Source organism: Desmonostoc muscorum LEGE 12446 (assembly GCF_015207005.2).
In the GTDB taxonomy this organism is placed as follows: Bacteria; Cyanobacteriota; Cyanobacteriia; order Cyanobacteriales; family Nostocaceae; genus Nostoc; species Nostoc muscorum.
Genome location: NZ_JADEXS020000001.1, coordinates 4,030,166 through 4,045,569 on the forward strand (window position 1 = coordinate 4,030,166; position 15,404 = coordinate 4,045,569).

The 15,404-nt window shown below is 43.5% G+C and carries 12 protein-coding genes; 7 read left to right on the forward strand and 5 right to left on the reverse strand.

All coding sequences use genetic code 11. The annotated features are described in order from the left end of the window. The first annotated feature begins 148 nt into the window (after positions 1-148). The 3 genes from IQ276_RS17320 to IQ276_RS17330 all read left to right on the forward strand — a co-directional run bounded on the left by IQ276_RS17320 (position 149) and on the right by IQ276_RS17330 (position 4,434). Positions 149-1,648: an MBOAT family O-acyltransferase gene (locus IQ276_RS17320; RefSeq protein WP_193920541.1), complete on the forward strand. Its 1,500-nt coding sequence runs from the start codon at positions 149-151 to the stop codon at positions 1,646-1,648. 565 nt (positions 1,649-2,213) lie between these two features. After that, positions 2,214-3,296: a photosystem II q(b) protein gene (gene psbA, locus IQ276_RS17325; protein ID WP_190586663.1), complete on the forward strand. Its 1,083-nt coding sequence runs from the start codon at positions 2,214-2,216 to the stop codon at positions 3,294-3,296. A 157-nt stretch (positions 3,297-3,453) separates the two neighbouring features. Beyond that, positions 3,454-4,434 carry a magnesium transporter CorA family protein gene (locus IQ276_RS17330; protein ID WP_193920540.1) on the forward strand — a complete coding sequence of 327 codons (981 nt, stop codon included), beginning with the start codon at positions 3,454-3,456 and terminating at the stop codon, positions 4,432-4,434. Between the two features lie 69 nt (positions 4,435-4,503). Here the strand turns inward: IQ276_RS17330 and ureC are convergent, their stop codons facing one another. Then, entirely contained in the window at positions 4,504-6,219 is a 1,716-nt protein-coding gene (ureC, locus tag IQ276_RS17335; protein ID WP_193920539.1) for an urease subunit alpha, read from the reverse strand. Positions 6,220-6,248: 29 nt separating this feature from the next. Between ureC and IQ276_RS17340 the strand changes: the two genes are divergently transcribed. Then, positions 6,249-6,572, forward strand: coding sequence for a hypothetical protein (locus IQ276_RS17340; protein WP_228043322.1), 324 nt, complete (start codon positions 6,249-6,251; stop codon positions 6,570-6,572). Here the strand turns inward: IQ276_RS17340 and IQ276_RS17345 are convergent. The 4 genes from IQ276_RS17345 to IQ276_RS17360 all read right to left on the reverse strand — a co-directional run bounded on the left by IQ276_RS17345 (position 6,492) and on the right by IQ276_RS17360 (position 9,085). Beyond that, positions 6,492-7,445: an isoaspartyl peptidase/L-asparaginase gene (locus IQ276_RS17345; RefSeq protein WP_193920538.1), complete on the reverse strand. Its 954-nt coding sequence runs from the start codon at positions 7,443-7,445 to the stop codon at positions 6,492-6,494. The genes IQ276_RS17340 and IQ276_RS17345 overlap by 81 nt on opposite strands. Next, positions 7,423-7,641, reverse strand: a complete 219-nt coding sequence (locus IQ276_RS17350; RefSeq protein WP_235115742.1) for a hypothetical protein — start codon at positions 7,639-7,641, stop codon at positions 7,423-7,425. The genes IQ276_RS17345 and IQ276_RS17350 overlap by 23 nt, the downstream gene beginning before the upstream one ends. A gap of 3 nt (positions 7,642-7,644) precedes the next feature. Further along, entirely contained in the window at positions 7,645-7,815 is a 171-nt protein-coding gene (locus tag IQ276_RS17355) for a DUF2256 domain-containing protein (RefSeq protein ID WP_193924432.1), read from the reverse strand. A gap of 316 nt (positions 7,816-8,131) precedes the next feature. Then, positions 8,132-9,085 (reverse strand): MCP four helix bundle domain-containing protein, encoded by a 954-nt coding sequence (locus IQ276_RS17360; protein ID WP_193924430.1) that lies wholly within the window; start codon positions 9,083-9,085, stop codon positions 8,132-8,134. Between the two features lie 396 nt (positions 9,086-9,481). On the opposite strand from IQ276_RS17360, the gene IQ276_RS40235 reads away from it, so the two are divergent. From IQ276_RS40235 to IQ276_RS17370, 3 genes are read left to right on the forward strand one after another with little or no spacing between them, the layout of a single operon-like run. After that, positions 9,482-9,613: a hypothetical protein gene (locus IQ276_RS40235; RefSeq protein WP_255264334.1), complete on the forward strand. Its 132-nt coding sequence runs from the start codon at positions 9,482-9,484 to the stop codon at positions 9,611-9,613. Continuing rightward, the gene (locus tag IQ276_RS17365; RefSeq protein WP_235115743.1) at positions 9,600-11,633 is read left to right on the forward strand and encodes a GAF domain-containing sensor histidine kinase; all 2,034 of its coding nucleotides are present in this window, start codon (positions 9,600-9,602) and stop codon (positions 11,631-11,633) included. Before IQ276_RS40235 ends, IQ276_RS17365 begins: the two co-directional genes overlap by 14 nt. A 13-nt stretch (positions 11,634-11,646) precedes the next feature. Beyond that, positions 11,647-15,393, forward strand: coding sequence for a PAS domain S-box protein (locus IQ276_RS17370; RefSeq protein WP_193923489.1), 3,747 nt, complete (start codon positions 11,647-11,649; stop codon positions 15,391-15,393). Positions 15,394-15,404: the final 11 nt, after the last annotated feature.

Below are 15,404 nucleotides of genomic sequence, written 5' to 3' on the forward strand. Positions count from 1 at the left end.
GGAGGCAGGGGAGGCAGGGGAGGCAGGGGAGGCAGGGGAGGCAGAAGGAGAATATCCCCAATCCCCAGTATCCAATCCCCAGTCCCCAATCCCCAGTCCCCAATCCCCAATCCCCAATGACAAATGACAAATGACCAATGACTAAAAAATGAACTTTATATCAATTTTCTATGGGCTTTTCTTGTTGAGTGTACTGGGAATTTACTGGTCTTTAGCACAACAAAAATTGCGATTGTGGACACTGCTAATTGCGAGTTTAGTTTTCTATGGATCTTTGCATATCCAGTACATACCATTGCTATTAGCATTGACTTTTATTAATTTTCGCTTGGGAGTAGAAATTGGTAAAAATACATCACTAGGAAAACATTCTCTTGACTGGCGAATTTCTAATGAAGAATGGCGATTTATCGAAAGTGACTGGAATCTCCGCCGTCTAAAGCTTTTGTGGCTAGGTATAATTCTAAATGTTTTACTTTTATTAGGCTTTAAATATATTACGCCTTTATATACGTTTGTTTTTCACCTAGAAACAAACTCACCAGAGAACTCTTTTAAATTGATTGCACCCTTGGGAATTTCATTTTTCACCTTTGAGTGTATTGCCTATTTAATAGATGTTTATCGTGGTGCCCCTGCTACCGATCAATTTCTGAAATTTGCCTCGTACAAATTATTTTTTGTCAAACTCATTTCTGGACCAATTACGCGCTACCACAACTTAGCAAATCAATTTAATACTCTACAATTACCTACTGCGAATAGAGTGGCAGAAGGATTGTGGTTAATTGCTAGGGGTGCAGTCAAAAAAGGTATTTTGGCAGATAATCTGGGAATTTTTGTCGATTTATGTTTTGGCAATCTACAGCGGGCGGGTAGTACCGATCTTTGGCTAGCTACATTTGCCTACGGCTTGCAGTTATATCTAGATTTCAACGGCTATGTAGACATTGCCCGTGGTAGCGCTTTACTTTTCGGTTTGATTCTACCTGAGAATTTTGATTTTCCCTATTTCAGCACCAGTATTGCAGATTTTTGGCGGCGCTGGCACATGACTCTGGGCGATTGGCTACGTAACTATATTTATTTTCCTTTAGGTGGCTCACGTCAGGGTTTGACTCGCACATGTGTGAACTTATTTGTTGTGATGTTAATTGCTGGTATCTGGCATGGAGCTGCTTTAGGTTACGTACTCTGGGGCATACTTCACGGATTAGCATTGGTCGTTCATCGACTAACAGATGTTATTAGCGATCGCTTTGAAAAGCTAGAACATTTCTGGCAAAATCCTCTGGGTATATTTATAGCTTGGTTGTTGACCCAACTGATGGTTTTTATGTCTTGGATTTGGTTCCGCCTACCTAACCTCCAAGACTCTTTTTTGGTAACTCGTCATCTTTGGGGTTATCCAGCCGATGCCCAGTTTGCCCAAAAAGTCTATGTGGAAGCTTTAAATATGAGCCAATACGAACTCGCTTGGGTGTTGACAACTTTAGCTATTCTCATGGCCATAATCTATGCCTTTAACCGGATGTTGAAGTTAGAGTTTAGCTGGCCTGTAAAGCTTGTTTTCGTGCCCTTATGCTTCTGGGCAGTTTGGTTATTAGCTCCTAAAGGTAGCTTGCCTTATATATATTTTGATTTTTAATCTACCGTTGATTAACTTTCTTGCTAGGCAAGCAACTGCGATTAATAACGATTTATTAAATATACGTTAGGATAGCACAAACTGTGCTATTTAACTTTCCAAAAATCTTTGCAACAGATAAATCTTTGTATGGGCGTACAGATGTACGCCCATACGTCTGTATCAGGTATTTCGTTAAATGGCATAACCTACAAATTCTTCGTATTCCATCTAATTGGAAACCTCTACAAATTCTGGATTATGGACTCTTGCAACATGTTTTTTATTAGAGAGTTTTAAGTCTATTTGTAAACAAATGTAAAGCTATATAATTAGGCGATCAAGCCACTGAAATTCGTTTAGTGTTGAAATCCCTTAAAATCAGACAAATCAATGCTTTTGATGCTTTTTAGTACTGCTATAAAATGCGAACAAAAACTTTACAGTTACGTAAGTTTATTCAAGATAAATGTTACAGAGTATTAAGCTAAATATCCCATCAAAGTAAATTCATGTAGACTTAATTTCAACAGGCAAAAAAAGTTTGTCTGTCACATATTTAACAAAAAACAGCACTCATAAAACAATGACCACAACCTTACAACGGCGCTCCAACGCTAACGTATGGGATCGGTTCTGCGAGTGGATCACCAGCACTGACAACCGCATTTATGTTGGTTGGTTTGGTGTATTGATGATTCCTACCCTGCTAGCCGCTACCGTCTGCTTCACAATCGCTTTCATCGCTGCTCCTCCAGTAGACATCGATGGAATCCGCGAACCAGTTGCAGGTTCTTTGATCTACGGAAACAACATCATCTCTGGTGCAGTTGTTCCTTCTTCAAACGCGATCGGTTTGCACTTCTACCCCATCTGGGAAGCTGCTTCCTTAGATGAGTGGTTGTACAACGGTGGTCCTTACCAGTTGGTAGTTTTCCACTTCTTGCTCGGTTGCGCTTGCTACCTCGGCCGTCAGTGGGAACTTTCCTACCGCTTAGGTATGCGTCCTTGGATCTGCGTAGCTTACAGCGCACCTTTGGCTTCTGCTACCGCAGTATTCTTGATCTACCCAATCGGTCAAGGTTCATTCTCTGATGGTATGCCTTTGGGTATCTCTGGAACCTTCAACTTCATGATTGTGTTCCAAGCAGAACACAACATTCTGATGCACCCCTTCCACATGTTAGGTGTGGCTGGTGTATTCGGCGGTTCCTTGTTCTCCGCAATGCACGGTTCTCTAGTAACCTCTTCTTTGGTTCGTGAGACCACCGAAACCGAATCTCAAAACTACGGTTACAAGTTCGGTCAAGAAGAAGAAACCTACAACATCGTTGCAGCCCACGGCTACTTCGGTCGCTTGATCTTCCAATACGCTTCTTTCAACAACAGCCGTTCCTTGCACTTCTTCCTAGCTGCATGGCCTGTTGTCGGTATCTGGTTCACCGCTTTGGGTGTCAGCACAATGGCTTTCAACCTGAACGGTTTCAACTTCAACCAATCCATCATTGACTCTCAAGGTCGCGTCATCAGCACTTGGGCAGACGTAATCAACCGCGCTAACCTGGGTATGGAAGTAATGCACGAGCGTAACGCTCACAACTTCCCCCTAGATTTGGCTGCTAGTGAAGTTGCTCCTGTAGCTTTGACTGCTCCTGCTATCAACGGCTAATACTTCGGTAATAGCTGAATAAGAAGCGCCCTCTGAAAAGGGGGCGCTTTTTTAATGAAATTGTGATGTTAAAAACAAAAATTCAGAATTCTGAATGGGAAAAAACCGCTGCGCTAATTAGAATCAATTAGTGGGGGATTTGGATAAAAGTTACTGTATGCTAATTCTTCTCACCTTTTCTCAGAATCAGCTAGATTTATTCTCTAATAGAGATGTTGATACGGTACTACAAAGAATTGATAGTTCTCAGAATATTTGGTTGCGCTGTGTTAATTTTCGCGATCGCGCTGGAACTGGTAGAATTCTCAATCACTTTCAACTCAATCCATCTCGTGTGAACATGGTTTTCAACCATACCCCTACAGGAATGGATGAAGAGACAGAAGATTGTTTATTTGACAATTATGAAATTTTAACTCATCAACTAAAAAATCGGGAATTTGAGGTAGCGCGTGGTAGTATTTTGCTGGGAAGCAATTTTATCATCACATTTGAAATCACTGAAGTCAAAATATTTACTGTACTAACTAACAATCTTCAAAAGCGAAATATAGACCTGCAAAAGTCAGGAATTGACTATCTTTTCTATCTAATTTTTAAAGATATTTTAAATAATTACCACACTGTCTTTGAATACATTTCTAGAGAACTTGATGATTTAGAGGATGAAGTTTTAGGAAATTTTGGTAATGAATCAACGTACCATAAAATTGCTAGCATGAGGCAATCTACTCGTTTTGGGCGTCGTAATTTTCAAAGTATTAAGTCACTTTTAATCATGATGGATTACGAAGATTTACAATGGATTTCCCCGCCAGTGAAGACATTATTCAATCAAGAATTTGTGCATCATATCGATAATCTCTGGCAAGAGTACCAAAGTCTGAGAGTCTGGATGTCAGAATTAATGGAAATTCAACGTGATAATATTGCCAGCGAAACTAGCGACAGAATTAATCGCTTAACTATGCTATCGGCGGTATTCTTGCCAATCACTTTCATTGCTGGTGTTTATGGGATGAACTTCAAGTACATGCCAGAATTAGAGCAACCTTGGGGTTATCCTGCTGCGATCGCCGTTATGGCTTTAATTGTGATTGGTAGTATTGTCTATGCTAAAAAACAACGTTGGTTGTAGAATTTGTAATTCGTAATTCGTAATTCGTAATTAAACCTATAGTGCTTTGATTAGATTGTTCGGTATGAATTAAAACAAAAAGTATCTCTGAGTCATTGGTAAAACTGTTGCAGGTTCGCAAATCAACAACTCACCATCAGCCCTGACTTCGTAGGTTTCTGGATCAACTTCAATTTGGGGTAGTGCATCATTCAGCTTCATATCCTGCTTAGTCAATTGGCGTGTTCTGGAAACTGCAACTGCTGTTTTTCGTAAACCTAGCTGGGTAGGAATTTCCCTTTCTAAAGCCGCCTGGGAAACAAAAGTTAATGATGTGGCGTTCTTAGCACCAGCAAAACTACCAAACATCGGCCGCATATGCACTGGTTGGGGTGTGGGAATACTGGCGTTAGCATCGCCCATTTGCGACCAGGCAATCATTCCGCCTTTGATTACTATTTCTGGCTTGACGCCGAAAAATGCGGGACGCCATAGGCACAAATCTGCTAATTTTCCCTCTTCCACTGAACCCACATATTCAGCAATTCCGTGAGCGATCGCCGGATTAATAGTATACTTAGCAACATATCTTTTTGCACGATAATTATCTGCTTGTTGCTCAGTTCCTTGTGGGTTAAGAGTTCCTCGTTGTACCTTCATTTTGTGAGATGTTTGCCAAGTGCGAATTATCACTTCGCCTACCCTTCCCATTGCTTGAGAATCAGAAGAAATCATACTAAATGCGCCTAAATCGTGCAAAATGTCTTCAGCGGCAATGGTTTCTCGGCGGATGCGGGACTCAGCAAAGGCGACATCTTCGGCGATCGCCGGATCGAGGTGATGACATACCATCAACATATCTAGGTGTTCATCTAAGGTGTTGAGGGTGTAAGGACGTGTGGGGTTGGTAGAAGATGGTAAGACGTTGGCTTGGCTGCAAACTTTGATGATATCTGGTGCGTGTCCCCCGCCTGCGCCTTCGGTGTGGTAAGTGTGGATCACACGATTTTTAAAAGCGGCGATGGTATCTTCTACAAATCCGGCTTCATTCAGAGTATCAGTATGGATAGCTACTTGGACATCATATTCATCGGCAACGCTGAGGCAAGTATCAATTGCTGCGGGGGTAGTTCCCCAGTCTTCATGTAGCTTTAACCCCATTGCGCCAGCAGCTAGTTGTTCTACAAGTCCTTGGGGTTGACTGGCGTTACCTTTACCCAAAAATCCTAAATTGACAGGAAAAGCCTCAGCGGCTTGCAGCATCCGATAAATATTCCAAGGGCCTGGGGTGCAGGTAGTGGCATTTGTACCCGTAGCCGGCCCAGTACCGCCGCCAATCATGGTGGTGATACCAGAAGCGATCGCCACTTCAATTTGTTGGGGACAAATAAAATGAATATGGGCATCAATACCACCAGCAGTGAGAATCATTCCTTCTCCTGCTAAAGCTTCAGTTCCCGGCCCAATAATAATATCTACATTATTTTGAATATAAGGATTTCCAGCTTTACCAATTTTAAAAATTTTGCCATCTTTAATCCCGATATCTGCTTTGACAATACCCCACCAATCGAGGATTAAAGCATTAGTAATTACTAAATCCACAGCGCCATCGGCATTAGAAATGGGAGATTGTCCCATTCCATCTCGAATAACTTTACCGCCGCCGAATTTCACTTCATCGCCGTAGGTAGTCAAATCTTGTTCAACTTCAATAAATAATTCTGTGTCAGCAAGTCGGATGCGATCGCCTACTGTGGGGCCATAGGTTTCGGCGTAAGCGCGGCGGGACATTTTGTAAGGCATAATGCACTCCTAAGGAAAAGTATGATTAAGTGAGTCTTATAGCTGATATTTTTCCTGATACTTGCTATGTCTTTGAGGTAAACAAAATAAACAAGCGCCGCAAATCTGGTGGTGTGTACTTGAATCGGGCAGAATTAAGGGATATTCTGCAACAAGGATATCAAGTCGCCCTCAAAATAGCGGCGCTACAAGCTTTGGAAGGGCGTTATGAAGCCCAAGAATTAGCCGCAATGGGATCAGCAAAAAACTTTAGCCGAGGCGCCCAGACTAATTCAGCAATAGCCTATCAGTTCGTTGTCAGTCCATTCCAAGGTGTCACCAATTTTTTCGCCGTCGTGGTAGGCGGCGAGTAAGATTTCGCAAGTTTTACCCCAAGCGATCGCCCCATTAGCATCTAAAGCGATCGCCCCTAAATCCCGTTTATTCTGGTGCGCTTCTCCAAAGGATCGTTGCATAGCATCCTTGAGAGGCATCCCGTCTGTGACACGTACCACAATCCTGGCTGCTAAACACTCATCAATAATATCTTCCCCAATGCCAGTACAACTAACTCCAGCATTATTAGTAGCATAATTCCCTGCTGGCATAGCAGAATCACTCACTCGACCAATGCGTTCAAAGCCCTTTCCACCAGTGGAAGTACCAGCGCTCAGCCGACCATAGGCATCTAAAGCTACCACGCCGATGGTACCACGTCCAGCATTACTAGTTTCTAGCAGTTCGGGTTCTGCTACTACGTTTGCCATTGTGCTTTTAAAATTATCCTGGCGTTCTTGTATCCATTCATGCAAGCGCAAATCAGTTAAAGCGTTGTAGCTGGGAATTTGCATTTCCCGCGCCAACTCAGCCGATCCGAAATCTGATAGGACTCGATCTGGGGAGTTTTGTAAAAATTCTGCCAAGTCAATGGGATTTTTTACCCGTGAAATATTAATTACACCACTAAATCGCCTTAATGCGCCATCCATCAAAGAAGCACTCATGCGGATTTGCCCATCAGATTGTAATACAGAGCCGGTACCAGCATTAAAGCGGGGGTCATCTTCGAGCATTTGGCAACCCTGCACCACCGCTTCAGAAGCAGTTGCTCCGGCTAATAGCAAAGAATAAACTTGTTCTATTACTATATGGAGCGATCGACGCACCGCTTCCAATCCTCCTTTACCGTGGAGAGAACTACCAGCCCCGCCATGAATAATTAATTTAGGTTGCACCTGTGACTTCATTAATTCTTTGCCCTATTTGCGTCTGTTTTGCAGTTGATTTCGCTAGAGATTGGGGATTGGGGATTGGGGAGTAGGGAGTGGGGATTGGGGACTGGGGACTGGGGACTGGGGACTGGGGATATTCTCCCTCTGCTTCCCCTGCCTCCCCTGCCTCCCCTGCCTCCCCTGCTCCCTCATCTCCCTCACCACTCCCCACTCCCTACTCCCCACTCAATCCTTTATTCCCTTCAGAACGGCGACGACGACAACGTTCTGAGCAGTATTTCACATCGTCCCAGCAATCTTGCCACTTTTTACGCCATGTGAAAGGACGTTGACATACCGGACAGATTTTTGTAGGTAGGTCAGATTTAGAACGAATACGTCCCATATAAATACTGTGTGGATGAGAGTTTGATTTCTGATGGAGATGGAAAATAATTATAACCAGTTTCCTACGAAGGGGGGATACTTTGGGTAAATAAATGTGTTGTCAATCTTTCGTGAGACTTATTTTTAAATTTTCAGAGAATCAGAAGAAAGCGATCGCTCCCTTCTATTCCAACCTCTGTACAAACTAGTTCAGGAAGGCTTCGACACCCTTTGAACTAACTTAATAGCCCGATTTCGCTCCTCAATTAAGTGGTTGATTTCTAAGGCAAATTTAGCATTGTGTTCTGCTAGGTGAATGATTTCTTGAGTGGGAATCACGATCGCATTTGATAATCTGAGCCGACCAAATAAGCTTCCCCGGACTTTCCTAAACCCTGATTCAGCCAGTTTTGGTTACTGGTCATAATCCGGTTAATTTCGGTAACAGATAGTTGCACTGCTAAAATTCCCACCAGCTTAGGACCGTCATAAATAGGGCCAGCGATAAACGCCATTTGGGAACCATAAACTGGTCGATAAGCTTCAAAATCACTGATTTGAATTGCCCCAGGATCGAAGCTTTGACGTACACTTGCCACTAACTTAGCTAGGTGACTGGTGCGGTAGGGGCCAGTATTGAGACTAGTACCGTAGTCCGGTTCTTTGCGGATTGAATAGATGATATTGCCTGTATTCTGATCGATTAGTAATAAATTGTCATAGCCAATGCTCTGAACTAAATTTTGAAATAAAGGTTGATATTGAGCATGAAACCGACTGTATGCACTACCATCACCAGCATCTACAAGTTTAGCTTTTTGTTCCAAAGGATAGACATTACCAGCAATGTAGTAATGTTGGAGATATTTAGCAGCTTGGCTTACAGGACTATAGTTCTTAAAACGGAGTTCTCCAGGAACTTTGTCAGAGATATTGGGAAAAAATTTCTTTTCATAATAATTTTGCAAAGACTTTTCCCACTCTGGCGGAATTGATTTCTGATTCAATTCTTGAAATCCTTGATGGAAATCTACCATCGCTGCAACAACCATCCGGTCTTCAGAGAGGGTTTTAATGTGGTTGCGTAGAGTTTGCAAGTAAGTTTTGATTTCGTCGGACTTAGCAGCGCGAACACTTGTAAGTTGGTTAGAAACAGACTCAGTTAGCGATCGCTTACCCATTTGCCACCCTAGATAGGCAATAACTAAAATTGAACTAATGCTGGCGAACAGGACTAAAATAACAAGTTTGGATTTGATGGTTAACCGATTAAAGATGGGTAGCTGCATATTCGGAATTGTTCTATTGTGTCCCTAAAGGAGATAGTCTTACCTGATAGTCATTTCATCCCTTTAGGAAACTTCAATCAGAGAAACTACTTAGTCTATTGAGTGTACAGGAAATTTACTAGTAATCTATAAGATTTTTGTGAGTGCGACCAGCAAATCTGGCTCTAGCACTCTGAGTTTTGGGAGTTGTGTACAAAAAGGGCGATCGCTAAACAACAGGACTTACTTTCAGACTGATACAAATGGCAGGCAGGGGAGGCAGGGGAAGTAATTTGTATCAATAATTGAGTGAAATGGTATAAGGAAAAATCCTAGACGCTACGCATTACTGTTATGCCACCAATGTTTCTGGGAAAACTAGTCTTATTGGCAAATTATTATATTCCCTAGATTTTTATGGAAATTCCTAAAATGTCTGCCTTGGGAAACTTAGTGGTAGGGGTGGCACATGAAATTAATTACTCGGTTTTTTTGACTCCTGGAAATTTACAACTCACTTTAAATGAGGTGTTTCATGTCGGCAGTTAGCCTGAGAAAGATTCTGAACAAACAAGAGTTGGCATCTCTGCTTCAGGACTTAGTATACCAACTGAACATCGCAATTGATGTTGAGCTGGTAGACGGCACGAAACTCATTAGTATTGGCGAGCAAATATCAGAAAATCGATATCCAATAGAGGCCTCAGGAGAAATTATCGGTTGGGTTGTTGGCAAAGAACAGGCAACTTTAGTAGCGAGTTTGCTCTCGTGTTTAGCAAAACAAGAAGCCGAGAAGAAAATACTCGCTAAAGAATTGCTGGAACGATACCAGGAAATAGATTTATTTGAAGATATTTCGACTCAATTGACAACAAGTTTGGATCGGCGACAGATTGCCCAACTAGTGCTTCAGGAAATGAGTCAATTGATTGAATCGTCAGCAGGGATGATTTTACTGCTCAGTCCCGATGGAACTGAGTTTGAAATCATTGCTGAATTTGGAGTATTTTGTGGGCAGAATCGGCCGGAACCGGGCAGGGGAATTATTGGCAGCATTGTGCAATCACGTCGAGCAGAACTGATTAATGACGTGCAAGCAGATTCTCGATTATGGGGAGAAAAAAACGTTAACGCTTTGATTTGTGCGCCTTTAAGAGCAAAAGAGCGCGTAATAGGAGCGATCGCCATTGGCACACAAAAAACTGACTCCTACAGAACTGAACACCTGAAACTTGTAAGTATCTTTGCTTCTCAAACAGCGATCGCCATCGAAAAAGCTTTGCTTTACGAACAAAGCACCCAAGCAGCCATCCAAGCAAAAGCCCAAACCCAAAAGCTTCAACAAGCTCTCCAAGATTTGCAACTGGCACAAACTAAGTTAATCCAAAGCGAGAAAATGTCTTCTCTGGGGCAACTAATTGCTGGAGTCGCCCACGAAATTAACAACCCGGTGAACTTCATTTGCGGGAATTTGAGGTATGTTGCAGAGTACGCCCAAGATTTATTACACCTGCTGCAAGACTATCAAAAATTTTTACCTGTGGCTCCCCCAGAGTTGCAATCAGAGCTAGATAATATCGATGTGGAATTTATCATGGAGGATCTTCCCAAACTGCTCGATTCCATGAAACTGGGTAGCGATCGCATCGTTGAAATTGTCCAATCCCTGAAAAATTTCTCCCGCCACGACGAAGCCCAAATCAAAGCTGTGAACATCCACGATGGCATCGACGGGACGCTGATGATTCTTCGCCATCGCCTGAAAGCCTCTGCTCACCGTCCGGCAATTGAAATCGTTAAAGACTATGGCAAACTTCCCCTGATTGAATGCTACCCCGGGCAATTAAATCAAGTGTTTATGAACATCCTGGCAAATGCCATCGATGCCCTCGAAGAGAGAATGGGGAATGGGGAATGGGGAATGGGGAAATCAGAATTAATTCACAATTTACAATTTATAACTCAACACTCCCCTACTGCCCACTCCCTACTCCCTACTCCCCAAATTACCATTCGCACCCAAGTCCTAGACAACGAGTGGGTTGTAATTCGCATTGCCGACAACGGTCCAGGTATGAAGGAAAACCTCATCCAACGCATTTACGATCCCTTCTTCACCACCAAAGAGATTGGCAAAGGAACTGGGTTAGGCATGGCAATCAGCCACCAAATTGTTGTAGACAAACACGGGGGAATTCTCAAATGTCGTTCTCAATTGGGTGAAGGTACAGAATTCTGGATTCAAATTCCGGTGAATTATTCTGTGTTAGAAGCTGTAGCAGGGCACAGTGACACAAATTTTGTTTCACCAGCTCTCACAACCGAACTATGCTCCTCTAGCGATACCGAAGGCTTCATTCCATCAACAATACCAATGCTCAAACCAGCCGATTTGCTCATTCGCCATACTCAACTGATCCAGCGACTTACCGAGCAAAGTCCAGACCTTGGCAGTGCATCACCGGATCAAATTTACCAACTGTTCCAACGTCACCCAATTTCCTTAAAGCTTTACGCCACCTTATTGTCCTGGTTCTGTTGCTATAATCCCACCCACCTAAATGACTGAGGAAACCTCAACCATGTCTAGCCAAGTTGATGAATACTACCGTCAGCTATTTGAACAATGTCCAGTTGGTATGGTAGTGTGCCGCATCGATGGGACACTGATTGATATCAATCCCGCTTATGGGGCGATTGTGGGGCGCACTGTCCCAGAAACCCTGAATCTTAACTACTGGGAGATGATGCCCCAAAAGTATGCCGCCGAGTCAGCGATCCTAGAGAGCCTAGAACAGACTGGCCGCTACGCACCTTGTGAGAAAGAGTACATCCACAAAGACGGGCATTTAGTTCCAGTCAGGCTTTCTCTTGTGTTAGTTGAGAAAGATGGCGATCGCCTAATTTTATCAACTGTGGAGGACATTAGCGACCTCAAGGGTGCCCACCAAGAACGCCAAGAGTCCGAAAAAATCTTGAAACAGAGCGAAGCACGATACCGTTCTTTGGTAACAACTAACACCCAAATAGTTTGGGTCAGCACACCAGAAGGAATTTGCTTTGAACTGGAAAGCTGGATTGCCTATACAGGTCAAAGTTTAGCAGAAGCTGAGAATGGAGGCTGGATTGATGCCGTTCATCCCGACGATCGCGGCTACACCGGAGAAGTGTGGAGTGCTGCTGTAGCCAACCGCAGTCTTTATCAAATTGAATACCGAATTCGTGGCAAGGATGGTAATTATCGCTACTTCTGGGTCTGGGGTGCCCCGGTGATTGAAGAAGACGGCAGTGTTCAAGAGTGGATTGGCACCTGCACTGATATTCACGATCGCAAGTTAGCAGAAGCCGAAAATCAGTATCTGGAAAAACGTTATCGCTCTCTGGTGACAGCTACTTCCCAAATGGTTTGGATTACCAATCCTGAAGGACTGCAAAAGGCAGATATGTCGAACTGGAGAGCCTATACAGGTCAGAGTGTAGCCGAAGCCGATGGTTGGGGTTGGATTGATGCTGTTCATCCAGATGACCGCCTCCACACTGCCGAAGTTTGGAGTGCCGCTGTGGCCAATCGCAGCCTATATGAAGTTGAATATCGGGTTCGTGCCAAAGATGGCACTTATCGCTACTTTTGGGTCTGTGGTGTTCCTGTCTTAGAGGAAGACGGTAGCATCCAAGAGTGGGTAGGTACTTGCACTGATATTCACGATCGCAAGCTAGCCGAACAAACTCTGCAACAGAGCGAACAACGGTTTCGCTCTCTGATAAATACTATTTCACAAATTGTCTGGGTGGCTACACCGGAAGGAGTGGGAATAACCAGTGAAATGCTCAGCTGGATGGCGTACACTGGTCAAACTGAAGCGGAATTTCAGGGATCGGGCTGGCTTGATGTTATTCACCCCGATGACCGTGCCCACACCGCGGAAGCTTGGAGTGTGGCTGTGGCAAACCGGAGTTTATATCAAACCGAATTCCGATTACGTGGAAAGGATGGTACATACCGCCATTTTTCTGTTTGTGGTACTCCTATCCTGGAAGTAGACGGTAGCATTCGGGAATGGATTGGCACTTGCACCGATATTCACGATCGCAAGCTAGCAGAAGCAGAAAATCAACGGCTGATGGATATGTTAAATCATTCCAGTGATGCCATCATCGTCCGCGACATGACCGACAAAATCTTGTACTGGAATCAAGGCGCACAAAGGCTTTACGGCTGGACGCGCGAGGAAGCAAAAGACCAATACATTTACACATTACTCAAAAAAACTTTTTCTCAACCAAAAGAAGCGATCGTCGCAGAATTATTACAGCAAGGCAATTGGGAAGGAGAAGTCCAGCACCTCGGCCGCAATGATAAGCTAATTACGGTTCAAAGCCGATGGACTCTGCAACGGAGCATTTCTGGTCAGCCTTGTGCTGTTCTAGAAATCAATACTGATATTAGTGCCCGCAAACAAGCAGAAATTGCTCTGCGGCAACTGAATCAAGAACTAGAAGCCAGAGTTGCAGAACGGACAGCTGCCCTGGAAAATACCCTAGCAGAAGCCCAGGGTTTAAACGCCATTTTAGACAACTTAGCGGATGGTTTGTTAGTCACAGACATCACCGGACAAATTACCCACTTCAATCCTGCCTTTTTAGCCATGTATGGATTGACAGCCAACACCGTCAAAGGTCACTATCATGAACTACCGATATCTGGTTTAGCAGATTTGGTTCAAAAAACTCAGTCCCATGCCAGCGAGGTGTTTGCTGCTGAAGTTATTTTGGCAAAAGAACGTATCGGTCAGGCAGTGGCCACCGCCATCTTTAAAAGGGCGGTAGCCAATGAACCTACCGCCTGCTTTGGTTCGGCATTGCTGATTCGAGATGTGACTGCGGAAAAGGAAATCGACAAGATGAAGACCGATTTCATTTCCACGGTTTCTCACGAATTGCGGACGCCACTGACTTCTGTCCTTGGTTTTGCCTCCATTATTAAAGAAAAGCTAGAAACCGATGTGTTTCCTATACTTTCTAGCGAAGACCGCAAGCTTCAGAAAACAATCAAACGGGTAGGTGACAATCTCAACATTATTGTATCTGAGGCAGAACGGCTGACATCTTTGATTAACGATGTTTTAGACATTGCCAAGATGGAAGCAGGTAAAGTGGAATGGCAAATGCAGCCCATCGATCCAACCGAGTTACTAGATTGGGCAACTACTTCCACAGCGGCATTGTTTGAAACCAACGGCTTAGAGCTAATTACCGAAATTGAAGCAGAATTACCTCAAGTAATAGGCGATCGCAACCGTCTATTGCAAGTCCTAATCAACTTGATTTCTAATGCCATCAAGTTTACCGAATTTGGTTCTATTACTTGCCGCATCAAACAACAGAACAACGCCATTTGCATTAGTATCATTGACACAGGCGTTGGCATTACGGCTGAAGACCAGCCAAAAGTGTTCGAGAAATTCCGGCAAGTCGGCGACACCCTCACCGACAAACCCAAAGGTACAGGCTTAGGATTGCCCATCTGCAAACAAATCGTTGAACATCACGGCGGTAGAATCTGGGTAGAGAGTGAGCTTGGTAAAGGTAGTACGTTTTCTTTTATCATTCCCATTTACACCAGCAATCACAAAACCAGTGCCAAACTGAATCTAGATGCCCTAGTCAAACAACTCAAAGAACACGTCATCACCACAACTGCTGTACTGCACGAAAATCGCAAAACCATTTTGGTGGTAGATGATGATGCCAACATTCGAGAACTACTGCGTCAACAACTAGAAAACGAAGGCTACAACGTTCGGGAAGCTAAAGACGGCGTGGATGCAATTCATCAAATCAAAACAGCCCGTCCGGATTTGATTCTTTTGGACGTGATGATGCCTCAAATCAACGGTTTTGATGTAGCTGCTGTCCTCAAAAACGATCCTCATACCGCAGATATTCCCATCATCATTTTGTCAATTATTGAAAACAAAGAACGCGGTTACCATATCGGTATTGACCGCTATCTCACCAAACCCATCAACACAGAAAAACTCCTTGGCGAAATTGGCTTACTACTTTCTCAAGGCACTTCCAGTAAAAAGGTATTGGTTGTAGATAAAAATGCCTCAACTTTAAAAATCCTATCAGATGTGCTACAAACTCAGGGATACAGCGTAATTGAAGCTTCCAATCCCCAAGAATGCATCCATAAAGCTTTGTCAGCTAAACCTGACATGATCATTATAGATTCTATGTTCTCCCAAGAAGCCGATTTAGTCAAAACCCTACGCTTTGAGAAAGGGTTGGAAAATGTATTCTTCATCATGCTGTCCGATAACTAATTTAGATAATG